Source organism: Lysinibacillus sp. NPDC048646, from assembly GCF_050272295.1.
GTDB lineage: Bacteria > Bacillota > Bacilli > Bacillales_A > Planococcaceae > Lysinibacillus.
This window is the reverse complement of record NZ_JBNNLZ010000041.1, coordinates 1-20760: the sequence shown is the minus strand read 5'-3', so window position 1 is coordinate 20760 and position 20760 is coordinate 1. Positions and strand designations below refer to the sequence as shown.

15 protein-coding genes are annotated in these 20760 nt (G+C 36.0%); 14 read left to right on the top strand and 1 reads right to left on the bottom strand.

Annotated elements, in window-relative coordinates; all coding sequences use genetic code 11:
* Positions 1-129: 129 nt before the first annotated feature.
* The 4 genes from ACQKII_RS23965 (at position 130) to ACQKII_RS23950 (ending at position 4331) form a co-directional block, all read left to right on the top strand.
* The gene (locus ACQKII_RS23965) at positions 130-297 is read left to right on the top strand and encodes a hypothetical protein (RefSeq protein WP_427462945.1); all 168 of its coding nucleotides are present in this window, start codon (positions 130-132) and stop codon (positions 295-297) included.
* Positions 298-947: 650 nt separating this feature from the next.
* Entirely contained in the window at positions 948-1907 is a 960-nt protein-coding gene (locus ACQKII_RS23960) for a 2-hydroxyacid dehydrogenase (RefSeq protein WP_427462944.1), read from the top strand.
* A 106-nt stretch (positions 1908-2013) separates the two neighbouring features.
* Complete coding sequence (locus tag ACQKII_RS23955) at positions 2014-2397, top strand: cupin domain-containing protein (RefSeq protein ID WP_427462943.1); 384 nt, start codon at positions 2014-2016, stop codon at positions 2395-2397.
* Between the two features lie 680 nt (positions 2398-3077).
* On the top strand, positions 3078-4331 hold the full coding sequence (locus ACQKII_RS23950; RefSeq protein ID WP_427462942.1) for an MFS transporter: 1254 nt from the start codon (positions 3078-3080) through the stop codon (positions 4329-4331).
* 341 nt (positions 4332-4672) lie between these two features.
* Here the strand turns inward: ACQKII_RS23950 and ACQKII_RS23945 are convergent, their stop codons facing one another.
* Positions 4673-6286 carry a PucR family transcriptional regulator gene (locus ACQKII_RS23945; protein ID WP_427462941.1) on the bottom strand — a complete coding sequence of 538 codons (1614 nt, stop codon included), beginning with the start codon at positions 6284-6286 and terminating at the stop codon, positions 4673-4675.
* 149 nt (positions 6287-6435) lie between these two features.
* On the opposite strand from ACQKII_RS23945, the gene allW reads away from it, so the two are divergent.
* The 10 genes from allW to arcC all read left to right on the top strand — a co-directional run bounded on the left by allW (position 6436) and on the right by arcC (position 20026).
* Complete coding sequence (gene allW / locus ACQKII_RS23940) at positions 6436-7881, top strand: allantoin permease (RefSeq protein ID WP_427462940.1); 1446 nt, start codon at positions 6436-6438, stop codon at positions 7879-7881.
* Positions 7882-7896: 15 nt separating this feature from the next.
* A complete protein-coding gene (gene allB, locus ACQKII_RS23935) occupies positions 7897-9261 on the top strand; it encodes an allantoinase AllB (RefSeq protein WP_427462939.1) in 1365 nt (454 codons plus the stop codon).
* A gap of 586 nt (positions 9262-9847) precedes the next feature.
* Positions 9848-11470, top strand: a complete 1623-nt coding sequence (locus ACQKII_RS23930) for a lactate permease LctP family transporter (RefSeq protein ID WP_427462938.1) — start codon at positions 9848-9850, stop codon at positions 11468-11470.
* 355 nt (positions 11471-11825) lie between these two features.
* Positions 11826-13055, top strand: a complete 1230-nt coding sequence (gene allC, locus ACQKII_RS23925) for an allantoate deiminase (protein WP_427462937.1) — start codon at positions 11826-11828, stop codon at positions 13053-13055.
* Between the two features lie 27 nt (positions 13056-13082).
* A complete protein-coding gene (allE, locus tag ACQKII_RS23920; RefSeq protein ID WP_427462936.1) occupies positions 13083-13886 on the top strand; it encodes a (S)-ureidoglycine aminohydrolase in 804 nt (267 codons plus the stop codon).
* 345 nt (positions 13887-14231) lie between these two features.
* On the top strand, positions 14232-15281 hold the full coding sequence (allD, locus tag ACQKII_RS23915; protein WP_427462935.1) for an ureidoglycolate dehydrogenase: 1050 nt from the start codon (positions 14232-14234) through the stop codon (positions 15279-15281).
* A 17-nt stretch (positions 15282-15298) separates the two neighbouring features.
* The gene (locus ACQKII_RS23910; protein ID WP_427462934.1) at positions 15299-17056 is read left to right on the top strand and encodes an acyl-CoA synthetase FdrA; all 1758 of its coding nucleotides are present in this window, start codon (positions 15299-15301) and stop codon (positions 17054-17056) included.
* Complete coding sequence (locus tag ACQKII_RS23905) at positions 17056-18321, top strand: DUF1116 domain-containing protein (protein WP_427462933.1); 1266 nt, start codon at positions 17056-17058, stop codon at positions 18319-18321. The genes ACQKII_RS23910 and ACQKII_RS23905 overlap by 1 nt, the downstream gene beginning before the upstream one ends.
* Entirely contained in the window at positions 18318-19088 is a 771-nt protein-coding gene (locus ACQKII_RS23900; protein ID WP_427462932.1) for a DUF2877 domain-containing protein, read from the top strand. The genes ACQKII_RS23905 and ACQKII_RS23900 overlap by 4 nt, the downstream gene beginning before the upstream one ends.
* Before the next feature lie 5 nt (positions 19089-19093).
* The gene (arcC, locus tag ACQKII_RS23895) at positions 19094-20026 is read left to right on the top strand and encodes a carbamate kinase (protein ID WP_427462931.1); all 933 of its coding nucleotides are present in this window, start codon (positions 19094-19096) and stop codon (positions 20024-20026) included.
* The last annotated feature ends 734 nt before the right edge of the window (positions 20027-20760 follow it).

Below are 20760 nucleotides of genomic sequence, written 5' to 3'. Positions count from 1 at the left end.
ACATTCGAATTCATGGAACATTAGGCTATTTAACACCCGTGGAATTTAAAAAACAGACCTTATAATTTTTGTCCAGTTTAGTGTTGACATACCAACTTGAGCTAAATATGTATACATGGGAGAATAGGAATGGCATTTACAAACATACAGCAAGCAGTAGGGAAAATCGAAAACATTGAGCTTGCGTTAACTCAATTTAATGCACAGAGAGCGTTGTCTGAGGTCGATAAACAGCTAGAAAAAAAAAAAAAAGTAGGCGATACAACGCTGGATGACATCAGGGATAAACATGTGTGATAAACTGGAAATTCACCGTTGGAAGTTCCTAAAATGTCGAGACTCGTAACAATATCCAGGCTTAATATGCTGTTTTACACCTGATTTTTTGAATTTTGACTTATCGAAGTGTCAAGTTCCGATGCCAAAAGTGTAGTCGGAAGTTCCCAAAACAGTTGTGGTTACAGCATTTTTGATACAATTACCATTTATTTAAGCAAAAATCGAAGCCGGTAATCCTTAGCGTACAGGATACCGGCGTTTTTTCTGTCAATTAGGGCTTAGCGTACAAAATCCGCATATTGTTGGCGGTATCCCGTATAGAGGAAACATAATTTTATAGATAATTTTAAGTATTAGCTTTTGTCTAAAATATGTAATGTCGCTTCGATTTTTGTTGAAAGTGAACAATGTTATTTAAATGCTCATAGACTACAATTAAATTAAGCAAATAACATAAATAAATACGAAAAAACAGGAGTTTCAGACAGTGGAAACATAAAATTTTTGTGCATAATATACAAAAATAGCATAGTTGAAATTTCATCCGCTTTTCCTGTGTGAAATAATAGTTTTGAAGAAGTGTATAAGTCTCTTTTTTGTTATTTGTTTACTATGGTAACTAGTTAATCAACAGAAGTGTTAGAAAATAATAGGAAGGAATTGATAAAATGTTAGTAAAATTATTAGAGCCATTAAATGTTTCAGATTCGATCATTGAAAAATTAGCGGAACCAATCAAACAGGCCGGTCATGAATTTGTTTACTACAATGAGAAGACAACTGATTCGGCAGAATTAGCAAACCGTAGTGAAGGTGCAGATATTATTATGATTGCTAATAACCCTTACCCTACAGATGTGATTAATCAAAATGACAATTTAAAATTAATCAATGTTGCCTTTACAGGTGTTGATCATGTAGGTAGTGCTCATGCTAAAAACCAAGATATTATGATATGTAATGCAGCTGGATATGCGAATCAAGCAGTTGCCGAATTAACAATTGGTTTAGTATTAGATTTGTATCGTCACATCACTCAAGGTGATAGAGAAATTCGTGACAGTAATTTCCCAGGACCATTCCAAGGTAGTGAAATTAAAGGTAAAACAGTTGGTTTGATTGGTACAGGTAAAATTGGTATGATGACTGCTCATTTGTTTAAAGCATTTGGCGCAAAATTAGTTGCTTCAGACCAATCCCGAAGAAATCCAGAAGCTGAAGATTTAGGTATCGAGTATATGGAATTAGATGAGTTATTAGCACAATCTGATATTGTGTCATTACATATACCATTACTACCAAGCACAAAAGGGTTAATTTCTAAAGAAAAATTAGATGTAATGAAAGAATCAGCCATTCTTATCAACTGTGCACGAGGTCCAATTGTTGATAATGATGCATTAGCGGACGCATTAAATGAAGGGCGAATTGCTGGGGCTGGTATCGACGTATTTGATATGGAACCGCCTATTCCTGGAGACTACAAACTTTTACACGCAAAAAATGCTATTTTAACACCACACGTTGGTTTCCTTACTGATGAAGCAATGGAATTGCGCGCTAGAATTGCATTCGATAACACCATTGCATTCCTAGAAGATAGACCTCAAAATATTATTAAAAGATAATATTTTGAGATTTTCCTTACAAATCTCCCACATATTTAACAATATGTGAATAACTAAACAATGTGGGTATAATTTAGTTGGAAATTCGAAACAAGGAGAAAATACAATGACATTAAAACAATTAGCAAGAGAAGATTTAAAAAATCGTATTTTCCATTGGCCAGATATTCAAGAGTTTAGAGAAGAAGAAGCGACAAAACATATTTTCTATGAAACACTTAATACTGTAGGAGCTGTTTGGTGTATGCGCCCAGGACAAACTTTGCCAATTCACTCGCACGAGAAAGCTGATGATATTTGGATTGTTATTGAAGGAACAGCAGATTTTTATCCAGAATGTGGTGAAATGGTTCAAATTAAAGCTGGTGATGTTGTTGTTGCACGTGCGGGTGAAAAGCATGGAATGACCAATAATTCTGATAAAGATTTCATTATGTTAGGGATTGCGGGACCGACACCAATCGGCTTTATTCCGCATAAACATAATTAAGTTTAACTTCTTTCAGCAAACATCCGCTGAAAGAAGTTAAAGCCTCCGGCGGATGTCGCAGAATCGGCAAGGAGTAAATTTAGGATGTTAGCCTAAGTTCGTCGTATCCATGCGACAACGGCTAACTGATGTGCTTCATGCAGGTCTAAGCACAAAGCCGATTCCGGACGCAATTATTATGCCGAGGCATAATTGATTTATCACGTCTGTTGATTAACAAGTTTTCATAGTAAAAAAAGAGAGATTTCTTCTTGTAGATGTAAGTTACCATATTAAACATCTATAAGGAGGAATCTTTCGTGCCTAACGAAGGATTTTCAAATTTCTTCAAAACTTTATTTCACTTGAAGAAGTGGATGAGTTTGGAGATGTTGCACTAATTTGAACTATTGATTGAATCAGTCCGATAACCTTAAGGGGTAATCGGGCTTATTTTTTGTATCTTTGAATCTCCCATGCTTGAGGTTTCACAAAAATACTACACAGAGATCGAAAGAAAATACTAGTAGGTTTAGATAAACATACTTTAATAGAATATTTTAAGTATTTGCTTTTGTCTAAAATGTACAATGCTGTTTCTATTTTTGTTAAAAGTGAACAATGTTATTTACTTACTCATAACCTAAAATTAAATTAAGCAAAACAAAAGTAATAAAAAACGAAAATAGGAGTGTCATACTATGGGACAAACAGTTAAAAATGACTCGAATTATTACAAAAAAATAATTACTGCACTGTTTTTAGGTTGGGTAGTTATTTGGATTTATCGTACAATACTTACGCCAATATATCCACAAATTCAAGAATCACTGGGGAATATTAGCGATACACAAGTAGGACTTGTTGCTTCTTTTTATTTCTTTGCATATACAGGTATGCAAATTCCATCAGGGATACTCGTTGATAAATTCGGTCAAAAACGAGTATTAATCCCAGCGTTTATCATTTTTGCAGTAGCAGCATTTATAATTGGAACAAGCTCGACAATCACTCAAGTGTATGTTGGGGCCTTATTGGCAGGTCTTTCGACTGGTTCATACTATGGTGCAGCTTTCTCCTTATCGGCTAAACATATGCCAAAAGATAGAAAAAGTTTTTCTAATGCTATCATAAACAGTGGTTCAGCATTAGGTATGGTCATTGGTCTAGTAGGCTCATCTGTATTAGTAGGTGGTCTTGAGATCAAATGGAATTTCATGCTTATTATGACAGCAGTCTTAATAACAGCAGTAACATTTGTGTTTGCTTTAATTATTAAACAAGATAAATCAGTTACAAAAGAAGCATCTGAAGATAAGATAACAACACAAAACACAGTATCTCAAGGCGTAGAATTATTCTCGCCAAAAAAATTAGTTATTTATTTCGTATATTTTGCAACATGTTATGGTTATTACATGATTGTGACGTGGTTACCATCATTCCTTGTCGCAGAAAAAGGATTCGAACAAGGTTCAGTAGGATATGTAGCTGCTTTAGTTGCAGTCACAGCAGTACCTGGTGCATTGATATTTTCTAAGTATATTGATAAAAATGCACATATGCGTCAGAAATTAATTATCTTCTTGTTAATTGGTGCAGCCCTAACAATTAGTTTAACCGTATTTGCACCTAACCCTGCTGTCCTTTATGGAGCACTAATTTTATATGGTTTATTAGGTAAACTTGCCATTGATCCAGTTTTAATCACATATGTAACTGATTCAGTACCTTCCAACAGTATGGCTAAAGCACTAGGTATCTTTAACTTCTTTGGGATGACTTCATCAGTTATCGCGCCAACTCTTACTGGTTATATTGGTGATATCACTGGTTCGAAAGTATTAGCATTCTATATTGCAGCCATACTTCTTGCAGTAGCAACGATTTTATTTTTCCTTGTAGTTATGTTAAGAGAAAATAAAGCAGCTCCTAAATCCCTAACTAATGAATAAAGCGAGACTTCCATCAGTGGAGATGTTCTTCATCTTCCACTGATGGTTTGCTTTGTGATCTATTTAGGCACATTTTATTCATTTTTAACTGTGGTGGACAACAGAATATATTTTTTTATGTACAAAAAAGTATCCCGCTAAAAAGCATTCAAAACTGCTTTTTAACGGGATTTTATGTGTGATATAGGTAATCAATTATGCCTCGGCATAATTGTGTCCGGGCATTCATCTCATCACCTATAGAGGTGGGAGACTTCTGTAACTGGCGTTGCACTTACGTAACAAAAAACATCTGTAACTGACGCTTTTGCTTTCGTTACAAAAATATTTGTTGAAAGAAGTTAAAACGTTATTTTTTCTGATGCAAATAATGCTAATCTAATTTCCAATGATGCTTCAGAAGCTTCAACAGACTGACCTAAAATTTCTTCGCATTTTTTAATACGATATTTTACAGTATTACGATGAATAAAAATTTCTTCCGAAGTCTTTGTGAGATCACAATGGTTCGCCAAATAAATTTTTAAAGTATGTTTAAGTTCTTTTTCCTTCGTCGTTTTCGGATAGGCTAATGGACCTAATGTATACGTGAGAAACGGTTTTAATTTATTTGCTGGAATGAGCTGTAATAATTCTTCTATACTTTTGGATTTATAGAGTTCTATAAATCCAATTTCACTATTTTCATATTTATTATCAAAAGCTTCATTCGCTTCGAAATAAGATAGTGGTAACTGTGAAAATTCAGAGACTTCATTACCAATCCCAAATGATAATGAATTATTAAAAATTTTTTGATACTCTTTATTGAGATATTTGCAGTAGTCTAAATAATATTGATGTCTCGTTTGTAAAAGTATCGTAAACCGATGATTACCTGGAGACGTATATATACTAATAGTGGGGTCAATGTCAATCAACTTATGCGTGAGCCATTCAAAAGTCATTTGATACCGCTCATTCAAATAAATATTATTTTCCACATCCTGCTCTTTGTCAATCGCACAAATTATCACTTGATAGTAATTTGAGGGTTGGATATGATGCTTTTTTAAAAACTCAGGGTGCTGCTTTATTGAAATAAGGTTATCAGGATGTTCAGACATGAGTGATTCGAAAAATTTGCTCACATCTTGTTGTTCAGCTTCCTTAATTTTACTATTTTTATAAATTGTGAGACTGAGTGTATTTACGGCTTGTTCTATTGTTAGTAAACTAAATGGATAACTGAGCGTACTGACATTTGAAATCATAAGATAAAATGGAAAATATTTAAATGCAGGAACCTCAAATATAATATGTTCTTCTTGGAAAGATGCTCTATTGTTAGGTGTAATCTGCTTGGAATTTAAAGATCTTTTGAAGTAACTGAGATTTTTTTGAACATGTTCTGGGTGTTCGTGGAAGTGATGACTCATCGATTTAATTTGATAAAAAGGATTTAATAGCATCACAGGGACTCTGAGGAGTCTACTCATACGTTCAATCATCATTTCCAGACTTAACCCTCTCATAAGCATTGTATTTAGTTCTTGTTGGATATCTAATGCAAAATACAATTTTTCAGTTTCTTCATCCATGATATATGATGATATATGGTGAGTAATTGATCCTAGATTCCAACTTTCGGGAATTCCGATAATTGGAAATTTTAATTCATTTGCGAATTCTATGACTTCATTATCTAATTTTTTTAAAAATCGAGATAACTTGATACCTATACCAGCAACTTTTATATCATTTAATTCTCTAATGAGGTCAATTAATCCTGATTGATCGTGTTGGTAATTCATACCAGTTGTTACGATAAATGAATGTTGTGCTGTAAAATCTTTGATATCAGGTGTTTCTGTAATATCGACCATTTCTACCTCTCTCTCTATATCGCCTTCGTCATTTAACAATATTAAATCTGAAAATTGTTGTACAGACATTATTTCTTTTAATGTTGTCATAAGAACTCACTCCTTATCTTTGTTTGAAAAAGCCAAACTAAAAATTAAATATGTATGATGTTACAAAGCTAACCTATCACTCTGATAGTATACTATTTTTGAAGGTTATTATACGTATAATCCTTTATTAAAAATAAAGGAGAATCATTATGCTTGAACAAGGTCAAGGTATTAAACGAGATACTTCGTTTTTTGAAAAGCGCGGTTACAACAAGGATATCATGCCAAAGTCGGTTGAACAAAGAAATTCATCTGCATTTAACTTTTTTACGCTGTGGATGGGGGCAGTGCATAACATTCCTAATTATACAACTGTCGGTGGATTCTTACTATTGGGATTATCACCATTTCAAGTGATGATATCACTTGTTATAAGTTCATTCTTAATTGCCTTGCTACTTGTTGTAAACGGTTACGCAGGCTCAAAATATGGTATTCCATTTGCCATGCATTTAAGACATACATATGGTGATATAGGTGCCAAACTACCAGGGGTATTACGTGGTGTTGTAGCTGGCATTGCTTGGTTTGGTTTACAAACATTTGCCGGTTCACAAGCTTTATTGATTCTAATGAATAAAATTTTTCCGGGATTCAATGATATTGGGGATGGTACTACAATTTTAGGTATTACGATTCCGGGAATAATTGCATTCTTGTTATTCTGGGTAATTAACTTTGCCATTGGTATTGGCGGCGGTGAAACATTAAATAGATTTACTGCTATCTTAAACCCGATGATTTATATTGTTTTTGGCGGTATGGCTATCTGGGGTATTAAAGCTGGTGGTGGACTCAGTAAAATTATGAGCTATGAGCTGACTACGGAGGGTAGTATTTTATATCCAACCATCTTAGCATTTATCTTAGTGTTCAACTCATTACTTGGTGTTTGGGCTGCGCCTGGCGCAAGTGTTTCTGACTTTACACAAAATGCTAAATCAACAAGAACACAAATTATCGGACAAGTTTCTGGTATTGTTGTTGCTCATATTTTGTTTGCATTTTCAAGTGTAACAATTTTAATTGGTGGGTCTATTTATTTTGGTCAACAAGAGTGGAATATACTGAATATTATTAACCAATGGGATAATATTTGGACGATCTTCTTTGCTACAGGTGTACTCCTATTGACAACAATCTCTACAAATGCAACAAGTAATATTATTCCAGCGGCATACCAATTAAGTGCGTTGTTTCCAAAGCATATTAATTATCGGCGTGGTGTATGGATTGCATCGATTGCAAGTATTATCACCATGCCGTGGAAGATGATGGAGAATAGTGATAGTATCTTCATGTTTTTAAATATAATTGGTGCCATTCTTGGTCCAGTTGCGGGTGTCATGATTGTAAAATTCTTCTTCATTTCGAAGTGTAGGATCAATATCGAAGAATTATACTTTGATAGGAACAGCAACGAACGGCCAAAAGTGAGAATCAATATACAAGCTTATATTGCGACAATCGTTGGAGTATCCATTTCCTTATTAGGTTTTATACCAAAGTTCCACGTGATTTTGGACTTTTCATGGTTTATCGGATTTTTTGCAGCAGGTATTTTACTCTTATTATTAAATATTTTAAAAAAATAGAGGGAGATGATTTATATGAAATTCGATTTAATTATCAAAAACGGATTAGTCATTCTAGAAAATGGTGAGCAAGCAGTCGAAATAGGGGTTAAGAAAGGGAAAATTGCCGCAATCGGTACAGATTTAGGTGAAGATGCAGAAATTATTGATGCAAAAGGCTTAATCGTATCTCCAGGCATGGTAGATGCACACGTACATATTACGGAACCAGGAGGAGGCTATCGTGATGACTGGGAAGGTTATGATACAGGTACACGAGCCTGTGCAAAAGGTGGTGTAACAACAATTATCGAAATGCCATTAAACCAAGTACCTGCAACAATTAATGGTCAATCTATTAAAGAAAAATTTAAAGCTGGAGAAGGGAAATTATCCGTAGATGTTGCAAGCTATGGCGGATTAGTGCCATTTAATTTAGACGGCGGTATTCAAGAATTAGAGAGCAATGGTGTTGTTGCATATAAATGTTTTGTGGCTACATGTGGTGACCGTTCTATAGAAGGTGACTTCATGAATGTGGATGACTATGCACTATATGAAGGTATGAAACAAATAGCGAAGACAGGTAAAATATTATCTATTCACGCTGAAAATGCTGAAATTACTGATAGATTAGGAGAAATAGCTTATAAAAACGGAGAAACATCATTACGTGCTTATGTAGATTCACGACCTGTATTTACAGAAGTGGAGCCAATTAGAAAAATAATCCTATTTGCTAAAGAAACAGGCTGTCGTGTGCACATCGTTCATGTAGCTTGTGAGGAGGGTGTAGATGAAGTTGTAAAAGCGCAGCAAGAAGGTGTCGATATTACATGCGAAACATGTACACACTATCTATATTTCTATAAAGAAGAATTAGATAATATCGGTCCGGTTGTAAAATGTTCTCCGCCAATCCGTGAACAATCGCGTTTGGAAGGTATGTGGAATCGTGTACTCAATGGGGATATTTCATTCATCACATCAGACCATTCACCATGTACACCAGACTTAAAAGACAAGGATAATGCATTTGAAGCTTGGGGAGGAATTGCAGGTGTACAAAATAACATAGACGTATTATTCGATGAAGGTGTACAAAAACGTAACATGTCATTAGCACAATTTGCAGCGATTATTGCCACAAACCCTGCGCGACGTTTTAATCTAGCATCAAAAGGTAGCATCACAGTAGGGAAAGATGCAGACTTCGTATTTATTAAGAAAGATGCACCTTATGAATTAAAAGCCGAGGACTTAGCATACCGACACAAAATCAGTCCATATGTTGGTCGCAAAATCGGTGCACAGGTAGTGAAAACAATCCTTCGCGGTGTTGAAATCTATGACAAAGAAAAAGGGCATGTATACGAAAAAGTAGGGCGATTTATCTCTTAAGAAATGGACAGTAGTACCCCATTTCCGGATTTAAGGCACACGAAAAGGTTAAGTGGGAGCGGGCTGTGCATCTAAATGTCCGATCTGAGATGAAAACAAACCAACAAAAATAAATCGAGTTGTTTTAATAGATGACGGATCTGCCGGTATTAGCTATGCATTTCACTAACGAGCCAAGGTATTACATAAGAGTTAGCAATTATTGATTTATACGCTGATGATGTAATGGATTTAAATCATGGTAAAGTTTTGCACCAGCATTTACAAATGTTTAGTAAGGTGATTATGAAGATTGCAAGGAAGTAAACCTTGTATGTATCTGTGCAGGGGCGAACTAAAAAGACCAGAAGAAACTTATTTAGATCTAGCAGAAAAAATATGAAAATCTTCAAAGGGCATTGTCCATGAAGTCATAGAGAACGGTTTTAATGAATTATTCCTTATTGCTACAAAACCAGTCGATATATTTATACAAGCTGTTAATGAATAAAGTAGACTTCCTGCACACCGTGTCATTAGAAGTGGAACAACGTTTAGCTCAATTAAAATATTATAGAAATAAACTACTTAGAAAGAAGTGACAACGATGTGGTATCAACAATACAATCCTCTTGGAAACGAAATAGTGAGTGGAATCATAGCCTTCCTTCCCATCCTCCTATTTCTACTAAGTTTAACAATCTTTAAATTAAAAGGGATTTATGCAGCAGCATTAACATTAGGAGTTACTCTTGTCATTTCTGTAGGAATCTTTGGCATGCCGATTACTAAAGCTTTTGCGGCAATTCTTTTCGGTACAGGCAAAGCACTATGGCCAATCGGTTATATCGTTATTATGGCTGTTTGGTTGTACAAGATTTCTGTTAAAGCCGGAAAATTTGAAATAGTACGTGGTAGTATCGCTAGTATTACCGAGGATCAACGTCTTCAATTACTGCTAATTGGCTTTTGCTTCAATGCCTTCTTGGAAGGAGCAGCAGGATTAGGTGTTCCAATCGCTATTTGTGCAGCGTTACTTGTGACCCTTGGCTTTAAACCAATTAAAGCTGCTGGGCTTTGCCTAATCGCCAATGCCTCTACAGGCGCATTCGGTACAGTTGGAATTCCAGTTATTACAGGTGCTCAAGTAGGTGGTATGGAAATTTTAGAACTTTCTAAAATGACGGCATTTATGTTACCTATGATTTCATTTCTCGTTCCGTTTATCCTTATCTTTATTCTAGATGGGTTTAAAGGAATAAAAGAAATATTCCCAGCAATTTTTATCGTCAGCGGAGTATTTTCGGGGCTTCAATTACTAACGATTACTGTTATCGGGCCGGAGCTTGCGAATATTATCCCTTCTTTAACTACTATGGTAATTTTAGCAGTATTCTTAAGAAAATGGCAGCCTAAAACGATTTACCATGAACCTGGTGTAGAAGAAACAGGGAATTTAACTAACCACTCTATAAAAGAAATCATGGTAGCATGGTCACCATTTTATTTGCTCACGGGTGTAATAGCCATTTGGAGCCTCCCTGCATTTAAAAATTTATTTGCAGCTGGTGGTGCACTTGATTTTACAAACGTGGCCATGAAAATCCCAGGATTACATGATCAAATCATTCGTACACCACCGATAGTAACAGAAGAAATACCTATGACAGCTATCTTAAATCTTAACTTTGTTTCAGCAACAGGAACAGCGATTCTAGTGACTATTATTTTAACAAGTATTCTATTTCCTGCGTTAAACATAAAGCAAACCGTTAATTTGCTAGGTGACACAACTAAAGAACTGTGGTTACCAATTTTTACTATCGTTCTTGTAATGGCTTTTGCAAATCTCTCTGACTTCTCGGGACTAAGTACTTCTCTGGGACTTGCACTTGCAAATACGGGTGACTTCTTTCCATTTGTTAGTCCAGTCTTAGGATGGATTGGTGTCTTTCTCACTGGATCTGTTGTTAATAATAACGCGCTATTTGGTAGCTTACAGGTCGTTACTGGGACGCAAGTCGGTGTATCACCAGCTTTGTTAATGGCAGCCAATACAGCTGGAGGAAGCGTGGCGAAATTGATTTCACCACAATCTATCGCTATTGCAGCAGCAGCTGTTAATGAGACTGGGAACGAGTCAAAAATCTTTCAATATACATTACGATATAGCTTAGGATTGCTCCTTCTCATATGTATCATGACATTTGGCTTATCGTTTATCCTATGATGATTTTAAAATGAATAAACTGCATGGTAAATCAGAGTTTTCACATTGATTTACCATGTAGTTTTTTGTTTTTTTGTAAAGATAAATTCAATTTCCTCAGCTATTTTAATACTGATTGGAGTCGTCTGAAAAAGCTGGAACTTGCTCCGTACGTATGACTTCTTAGTAGCCTATACGTAATAGACAGCTGACTGCTTTCTTGGACTTGCCTCTTATTTAACTACCGCATCCTAAACAAAAAACATATTTGTTGATAGTGCATAAAAAGACCTTCCATAATTGTTCATTATGTTAATGAATGGTTGTGTTTAAGGACCTATAATAAAAGTGAGTTAGAGGAAGGAGTGAAACAGTAATGGGTATTCAATCAACTTTTGAAGCATTAGATAAGAAATTCACTAGTTTTGGTGGTTTAGAACAAGGTGGAATTACACGTCTGTTATATTCACAAGAATGGAATGATGCAGTTCGTGAGCTGGAAAAAACATTCAAAGAAAACGGCTTAGAAGCAAGTTTTGACGACATCGGTAACTTATCAGGGCGTCTTGTTGGAAGTAAATATCCAAAAGAAACAATTTTGACGGGATCACATATCGACACAGTTGTTGAAGGTGGTCATCTAGATGGGCAATTCGGTATCTTATCTGCACTTGTGGCTGTGAAATATTTAAAAGAAAAATATGGTCAACCACTACGATCATTAGAAGTATTATCACTTGCAGAAGAAGAAGGTAGTCGATTCCCTTACGCATTTTGGGGTAGTAAAAACTTCTTTAACTTAGCTAAAAAATCAGATGTCGACACAATTGAAGATGCTGAGGGTATCAAATTCGAAGATGCAATGCGCCAATCAGGCTTTGATTACCGGAAAACAGAGGTCGTTCGTGATGATATTAAAGCATTTGTTGAAGTGCATATTGAACAAGGTAAAGTGTTAGAGTCAGAAAACAAAACGATCGGTGTTGTCAATGGGATCGTCGGTCAGAAACGCTATACTATCAACTTAAAAGGCGAAGCAAACCATGCTGGTACTACGCCAATGTCATTACGTCGGGATACAGTTGTTGCCTATAGTGAAATTGTCACAGATTTAACTAAACGTGCTAGAGAAATTGGAGAACCACTTGTGTTAACGTTCGGTCAAGTCGTACCTGTACCAAACACAGTAAATGTAGTTCCCGGAGAAATTACTTTTTCAATAGACTGTCGTCATATTGATCAACAACTATTAAATGATTTTGCGACAGAAATAGAAGACAAAATTAAATTAGTCGCTGAAGCAAATGACATGACTTATGATATTCATTTATGGATGGATGAGGCACCAACATTGATGGATAAAGATATTGTTCAAACAATTGAACAAGCAGCAAAGAATAATGTTGGTGATCGTTATAAAGTGATGCCATCTGGTGCTGGTCATGACTCACAAATCTTTGCGAAATATGTTCCAACAGCAATGGTATTTGTACCATCAATTGGCGGAATTAGCCACAATATTAATGAAGAGACGAAGCTAGCGGATCTTGTTAAGGGTATTGAAGTATTAAGCGATGTACTTTATGAACTAGCATATAAAGAATAAAAATAATATAAAAGGAGCCAGATACTCATGGGTTACTTAAATCAAGTTCAAGGATATAGAGAAGGTTTATTAGAAACACGTTCTGTGATTAAAAAAGACAATTACGCGTTAATCACACCAGACGGCCTAGTTAATAATGTTGTACCTGGCTTCAAAGATTGTGACATAACAATCTTAGGGTCGCCACGTTTAGGTGCAAGATTCGTAGATTACTTAGTAACAGTTAAAAACCAAGGCGGAAACAAAACTGGTTTCGCTGGTGATGGTATTCAATCATTTGTATACGTTGTGTATGGCAAAATCAATGCTTATGCGGATGGTGAAAAATACGAATTAACGGAAGGTGGGTACTTATATGTACCTTCACACTTACAGTTGACTTTTGAAAATAATAATAACGGTGAAGATAGCCGCTTATTCTTATATAAAAAACGTTATCAACCGCTTAAAGGACACCCCCTTAAAGGGCATACACCAGAAGTCGTTACAGGTAATGTGAACAACATCGTACAAGAGCCATATGAAGGTATGAAAGAAGTATTAATTCAAGACTTATTACCAAAAGAAATCGGATATGACATGAACATTCATATTCTTTCATTCAAACCTGGTGCTTCACATGGTTACATTGAAACACACGTTCAAGAACACGGCGCTTACGTTTTAAGTGGGCGAGGTATGTACAACCTAGACAACGAATGGATACCAGTTGATAAAGGTGACTATATCTTTATGGGCGCTTATGTGCCACAGGCAACCTATGCAATTGGTTTAGATGAACCATTCTCATACATTTATTCTAAAGATGCAAACAGAGATATTGATTTATAAAAAGTGAGCATATTTATCTCCGACAGTTATTGAAAGATAAATTAGTGAAAGCGGATTTACCTGAACAACAAGCGGAGAAATGAACTGACTGACTCATCTATGCGAATGAACGTAGTGTTCATTCACATAGTGCAGTCAGCATGCAGTATATGATGGTTGATATTTTAACTTGTTATTAAACCTAAAATACTTTGGTGGCAAGGAGCAACCCCTAGATAAAATGTCTCAAAACAAAGTGTGAAATTCAACAAGATGTAATGAGAAAAAAGGCATCTCAGCTGCAAAAGAAATTCTAGATTATCTAGAATCTGATAAAAAATATTATTCATGTAAGGGGTTAACAAGATGCGTGTATCTAAAGAAGAACTATTTAATTTAATGAAACAAAAGTTTATAAAAGCTGGATTAAACGAAGGAGCGGCACATGATGTTTCAGATGTATTAACATACGCCGATCATAGAGGCATTCACTCCCATGGTGCCGTACGTGTTGAATACTATTCTGAACGAATCGCAAAAGGCGGTATTACAGCAAATCCAAACTATACATTTGAACAAACAGGACCATGCTCTGCTGTCTTTGGTGGGGATAATGGTCCAGGTCACCAAATAGCAAAACAAGGGATGGAAAAAGCCATTGAAATGGCAAAAAAATCAGGTGTTGCCGTTGTTGGTATGAAGAACATCTCGCATAGTGGTGCATTAGGTTACTTTGTTGAAATGGCAGCAGAACAAGATATGGTTGCTTTAAGTATGTGTCAATCAGATCCTATGGCCGTGCCATTTGGAGGAACTGAACCTTATTTTGGTACAAACCCAATTGCATTTAGTGCACCATCTGCTGATGAGCGTATCATCACATTTGATATGGCGACAACTGTCCAAGCTTGGGGCAAAATCTTAGACGCAAGAAGTAAAAACGCATCTATTCCAGATACATGGGCGGTAGATGCAACCGGTGCACCAACTACGAATGCAAGAGATGTTCATGCACTCCTGCCAATTGCAGGTCCAAAAGGGTATGGATTGATGATGCTGGTGGATATTTTATCAGGTAGCCTTCTTGGAGTCCCTCATGGTATACATGTGTCTTCCATGTATCAAGACTTAACAAAAGGGCGCGATTTAGGTCAACTTCATATCGTAATTAACCCTGCATATTTCACAGATTTAGAAGCTTTCAAACTGCAAATTTCAACAATGCTCAATGAATTAAAAGCACAGCCAGCGGCAGAGGGCTATGGAGAAATTTATTATCCGGGTGAACGCGGTACATTAAGAAGTGAGGAATATGATAAGGAAGGTATAGAAATCGTAGACGACATTTACAACTACCTTGTGTCAGACGATGTTCATTACGATCGTTATCACAGCAAAAATAGATTTGCAGAATAATAAAATGGAGGAACATTATGTTATACACAATTCTAAAAGAAAACACTTATAAGGACTCTATCGTGTTAATGCTTTTATCAAATAAGTTATCTGCAATTGATGGCGTGAATAAAGTATCAATCATGATGGGAACTCCGGCTAACAAAGACATTTTCAAATCTTCTGGCTTAGGCACGGATGAATTAGAAAAAGCAAAACCAAATGATATCGTTATCGTTGTGGATACAGATCAGGAAGAAAAAGTAGACGAAGTGAAAGAAGAAGTAGAGGTAGCATTAAAAGGTGAATCAGAGTCACAAAACACGTCTAAAGGTCAAGAAGCACACAACTGGAAACGTGCGATGGAGCTTGCTAACAATCCGAACCTAGCGTTAATTTCAATTCCTGGTCAATATGCAGCAATGGAAGCGGAAAACGCATTGAACGAGGGCTTACATGTATTCATGTTCAGTGACAATGTTTCTAAAGAAGAAGAAGCGAAATTGAAACAAAAAGCGCATGAAAAAGGATTATTAGTGATGGGTCCAGACTGTGGTACCGCACTTATTCATGGCGTACCTCTTGCCTTTACAAATAACGTAAACGAAGGCGATATTGGTATTGTTGGTGCATCAGGTACAGGTATCCAAGAAGTGACAACAATCATTGACCGTTATGGTAAAGGTGTAACTAACGCTCTTGGTACAGGTGGGCGTGATTTATCGACGGAAGTTGGTGCAATCACAATGTTAGATAGCATCAAAGCGTTAAACCAAGATCCGAAAGTTAAAGTCATTACAGTAATATCCAAACCACCTGCAGAGGAAGTACAGCGTAAAGTATTAAATGTATTAAGAAATATTGAAAAACCAGTTGTTACTTTATTTTTAGGTGACAAACCCTCCTATCAAGAAGAGAATATCTATCATGCTTATACACTTGAAGAAGCAGCGGTTGTATCTGTCCAATTATCAAATGGTGACAAACCAAATTTTGAACCGACAACAGCTGAAAATGTAAACGTGTTATTAAAAGATTCACAAGTTGGTATTAAAGGTTATTACTCAGGCGGTACATTAGCAACTGAAGCAGCTATGTTAGTGAAAGATGCATTCAAAGATGAAATATCTGAAGAAAAGAAAGATGGCTATATTTTAAAAACAAAAAATCATGAAATTATTGACTTAGGTGATGATGTTTATACACAAGGTAAACCACACCCAATGATTGATCCTGTAAACCGTATCGAAATGATTGAAAAATCTGTGAAAGACCCTAAAACAGCGGTCATCATGATTGATAACGTCATCGGTAACGGTGGTCATGATGATATGGCCAGTGCACTAGCACCAACAATCAAACGTATTTTAGACAGTGCACGTCAAGAGGGTCGTGAACTTGTAGTGCTTGCAACTGTTGTAGGTACAGTTCAAGACTTCCAAGGTTACGAAAAACAAATTGACATCTTAAAAGAAAGCGGTGCAATGATTTGTAAGACAAACGATCAAATGGTTCGCACAGCTATCCAACTTGTAGGCGGTAAAGTGGAACAACCAATCCAAGCTGTACAAAAATTTGAATATACACAAGAAAACTTAGCAGTAGACGAAAAAATTATATCCTTAATCAATATGAAACCAAGCGTTATCAATATTGGGCTAAAGAGTTTTACTGAAGCTGTTCAAAACAGTGGCTCAGAGTGTGTTCAATTTAACTGGCGTCCAATTGCTGGTGGGGATGAGAACTTAATGAAAGTACTTCAATTCTTAAACTATTATGAAGGAGGTACAATCTAATGGGTTATAAAACAATAAATGAAGCAAACGAAGCGGTTATCCAGAAGATCATAGCAGCAGCACCATTCTTAACGGATGTTATATCTGCTAAATCTGTGATTCCTGAATTAGAAGATTACGTGTTATTACATGCTGGACCTCCAATTAAATATGAAAACATGACAGATCCTATGCAAGGTTCCTGTGTTGGAGCAATCCTTTTTGAAGGATGGGCAGAAGACGAAAAGAGTGCACGTGAATTACTTGAAAACGATAAAATCAAATTTATTCCATGTCACCATGTGAATGCAGTTGGACCAATGGGTGGCATAACATCACCTAACATGCCAGTCCTTGTCGTTATTAACAAAGAGAGTGGTAACGAAGCGTACTGTCAAATGAACGAAGGGATTGGTGCAGTATTACGCTTCGGCGCTTATAATGAGCAAGTCATCAATCGTTTACACTGGATGAAAGATGTATTAGGTCCAGTATTAAGTAAAGCATTAAAAACATTTGATGGAGGCTTGAACGTCAACGTATTGATTGCTAAAGCTATCGCAATGGGTGATGAATTCCACCAGCGTAATATTGCAGCATCACTTGCATTTTTAAAAGAAGTATCTCCAGTAATTGCATCATTAGAAGACGTTGAAAAAGAACAACGTACAGAAGTAATCCAATTCTTAGCTGACACAGACCAATTTTTCTTAAATATTGCAATGGCGACTGGCAAAGCGATGATGGATGCGGCACGTACAATCGAACATGGTACAGTTGTTACCGCAATGTGCCGAAACGGTGAAAACTTTGGTATCCGTATTGCGGGTATGGGAGATGAATGGTTTACTGCTCCTGTTAATACTCCACAAGGATTATATTTCACTGGTTACTCAGCAGAAGATGCAAACACAGATATCGGTGATTCAGCGATTACAGAAACAATCGGTGTTGGAGGTATGGCGATGATTGCTGCACCTGCAGTAACACGCTTTGTTGGTACAGGTGGTTTTAATGATGCGCTTGAAACAAGTAATCAAATGACTGAAATCTGTATCAGCGAAAACCCTAACTTTGTCATCCCAACTTGGGACTTCAAAGGTGCATGTTTAGGTATCGATGCACGGAAAGTTGTTGAAACAGGTATCACACCAGTAATCAATACGGGTATAGCACATAAAATTGCAGGTTATGGACAAATTGGTGCCGGTACAGTCCATCCGCCAATCGAATGTTTTGAGAAGGCAATCACGGCATATGCTGAAAAGCTAGGTTTTAAAGGATGATTTTACAAGCAAGTGCGATTGGTTCAATCGCACTTCAATTATTGAATGAAGAGAAAACCTTTACCGTGCACAGTATTTTTGAAAAAGGTTTGAATATTGTTGATCGCAATGGTGAATTAATATTTGTTGGTACCAATGAAAATGGGACATTTCCGTTCGGGATCTTGCTTGATCCTCAAACTAAACAAACGGTAATTGCCAATATTAGGGTGGGAGATACATTAACATTTCGCAATAATCGTCTTTCTCATAACCGTTTTGAAATGGTATTTAACGTAAAAATACTACCGTTATATATGGATTTTGAACATGCAAATATAAATAAATTAAAAGAAAATTTTAAATACATTTCATTTACATCATATGAATCAACAGATTTTGAACCCGCACGTGTATTGTCTTTGATAAATAAATTACACGATCCAACCCAAAATCTTGACGAGGCATTTCGTTACTTTATTGGACGTGGACAAGGTTTAACACCAACAGGTGACGATATACTGGTCGGCATATTATACGGGCATTTTCTAAATAATTTTATCGAATATAAACATCTCGAAACACTAAGAGCTCTAATCAAGGAACCTTTAACAACTATCGTTAGTCAGCGCTTTTTAACTTGTGCTATAGACGGTGTATTTAGTTCGAAGATTACAGCATTGCAGCACGATCCATCTCTAGAAAGTATGAAAAGTCTTATAGAAGTAGGCTCTTCATCTGGGATGGATACGCTATATGGCATTTACTTGTCTTTAAATAAGGAGTGAAAGAAATGGGGAAAAGGGTAGTTATTGCATTGGGAGGTAATGCAATTTTACAGCCAAAACAAGAAGCAACATATGATAATCAATTCAATAACGTAATATCTGCAACACGCCATATGGTAGCAATTAAAGAAGTGGGTCATAAAATCGTGATTACACACGGCAATGGTCCGCAAGTGGGGAATATTATTGCTCAAAATGAAGCTGCTAAAAATGTTGTCGAACCACTACCAATCCATGTTTGTAACGCAGAATCACAGGGTTTCATTGGTTATATGATGGAAACAGCTTTAAAAAACCATATTAAAGAACGAGGCATTGTTACAAATGTAGTTACATTGTTAACAATGGTTGAAGTGAACAAGGATGATAAAGCATTTGAAAATCCGACTAAACCAATCGGTGTATTTTTCTCAGAAGAAGAAGCGAAACGTTTAGAAGAACAAGGCTTTATTATGTCAGAAGATGCAGGGCGGGGATACAGACGAGTTGTACCTTCACCAGAACCAAAAGTAATTCATGGTATAGATGAAATTCAACGTTTAATGGATGAAACGATTGTTATTTCATCTGGTGGTGGCGGTATACCTGTATATCGTGAGGACAATGGTCAATTACATGGTATTGAAGCAGTTATTGACAAAGACCGTTCAGGATTAAAGCTTGCACAACAAGTGAATGCAGAAGTCTTCATGATGTTAACAGATGTACCAAATGTATATATCAATTTTGGTAAAGAAAATGAGCAAAAGCTAAGCCATATTACAATAGAAGAAGCTGAACGATATGTTGCAGAAGGACAATTTCCTCCAGGTAGTATGTTACCAAAAATGCAAGCAGCTATAGAATTTGCAAAATTAGGTAAAGAGGCAATTATTTGTTCATTGGATCAAGCGGTAGCTGCATTAGATGGAAAAGCAGGTACACGCATAACAAAATAAGAAGTTAAGAAGTTTATAAGCGTGTGTTTAAAATTAGAATAAAAAGAACCGTTATCGGTTAAAGTTGGCAAAGTCGAGGGACCGTGGAAACTCGACGTTGCCAACTTTATGTCTTTTTTGGCTCAATTGTTTTTTAGAATTTTGGTATACAAAACTTCTTTTGTCCCTTTACATCCATTCCGTCTCAATATTATGAGTATACTTTTCAATGAAATATAACTTCCTATAATTTATATTATGTAAACTAAAATTATTTGGCGTGGAGGAGGGCTTGAATACGTCTACTACCCATAATATCTGTACACTTACGAGAACTTCGGGTCTTTTATTACAAGAACCTCGGGTCACCCCATTTTTGTACTAAACATCTCGAATTCATTACAAGAACTTCAGGTCTTTAAATTGGTACATCATATGATAAACAGCAAAATTATTTTCAACTCTTGCTGCTTATCTTATACAGGATGTTTTTATTAGCGAACTTTATGTTGTAGAGCAATAGTAACGAAATTAATTGGTAGATGTTCCGAAAGTTGAAGTATAACCTTCCTAAAGCGTCCTTTGGTAACCTTTCATTGAGATTCTATTTATACGTTACCAATACTCAGAACAAGTGGATCGAACAATCTTCTTTATAATGTAAGCCCGTAATCAAATAACGCATATAATCATTCAAGCACCTCCGGTATGATAGACGTATCAAATGAAGGAGATGCTTTCTTATGCCGATTACC

What these genes read in the sequence shown, in the direction of transcription:
- ACQKII_RS23960 (WP_427462944.1), top strand. Translation starts at nt 948, where the DNA reads ATGTTAGTAAAATTATTAGAGCCATTAAATGTTTCAGATTCGATCATT.
- ACQKII_RS23945 (WP_427462941.1), bottom strand. Translation starts at nt 6,286, where the DNA reads ATGACAACATTAAAAGAAATAATGTCTGTACAACAATTTTCAGATTTA.
- allC (WP_427462937.1), top strand. Translation starts at nt 11,826, where the DNA reads ATGGGTATTCAATCAACTTTTGAAGCATTAGATAAGAAATTCACTAGT.
- ACQKII_RS23910 (WP_427462934.1), top strand. Translation starts at nt 15,299, where the DNA reads ATGTTATACACAATTCTAAAAGAAAACACTTATAAGGACTCTATCGTG.
- ACQKII_RS23900 (WP_427462932.1), top strand. Translation starts at nt 18,318, where the DNA reads ATGATTTTACAAGCAAGTGCGATTGGTTCAATCGCACTTCAATTATTG.
- ACQKII_RS23930 (WP_427462938.1), top strand. Translation starts at nt 9,848, where the DNA reads ATGTGGTATCAACAATACAATCCTCTTGGAAACGAAATAGTGAGTGGA.
- ACQKII_RS23955 (WP_427462943.1), top strand. Translation starts at nt 2,014, where the DNA reads ATGACATTAAAACAATTAGCAAGAGAAGATTTAAAAAATCGTATTTTC.
- arcC (WP_427462931.1), top strand. Translation starts at nt 19,094, where the DNA reads ATGGGGAAAAGGGTAGTTATTGCATTGGGAGGTAATGCAATTTTACAG.
- ACQKII_RS23965 (WP_427462945.1), top strand. Translation starts at nt 130, where the DNA reads ATGGCATTTACAAACATACAGCAAGCAGTAGGGAAAATCGAAAACATT.
- allB (WP_427462939.1), top strand. Translation starts at nt 7,897, where the DNA reads ATGAAATTCGATTTAATTATCAAAAACGGATTAGTCATTCTAGAAAAT.
- allW (WP_427462940.1), top strand. Translation starts at nt 6,436, where the DNA reads ATGCTTGAACAAGGTCAAGGTATTAAACGAGATACTTCGTTTTTTGAA.
- ACQKII_RS23905 (WP_427462933.1), top strand. Translation starts at nt 17,056, where the DNA reads ATGGGTTATAAAACAATAAATGAAGCAAACGAAGCGGTTATCCAGAAG.
- allE (WP_427462936.1), top strand. Translation starts at nt 13,083, where the DNA reads ATGGGTTACTTAAATCAAGTTCAAGGATATAGAGAAGGTTTATTAGAA.
- ACQKII_RS23950 (WP_427462942.1), top strand. Translation starts at nt 3,078, where the DNA reads ATGGGACAAACAGTTAAAAATGACTCGAATTATTACAAAAAAATAATT.
- allD (WP_427462935.1), top strand. Translation starts at nt 14,232, where the DNA reads ATGCGTGTATCTAAAGAAGAACTATTTAATTTAATGAAACAAAAGTTT.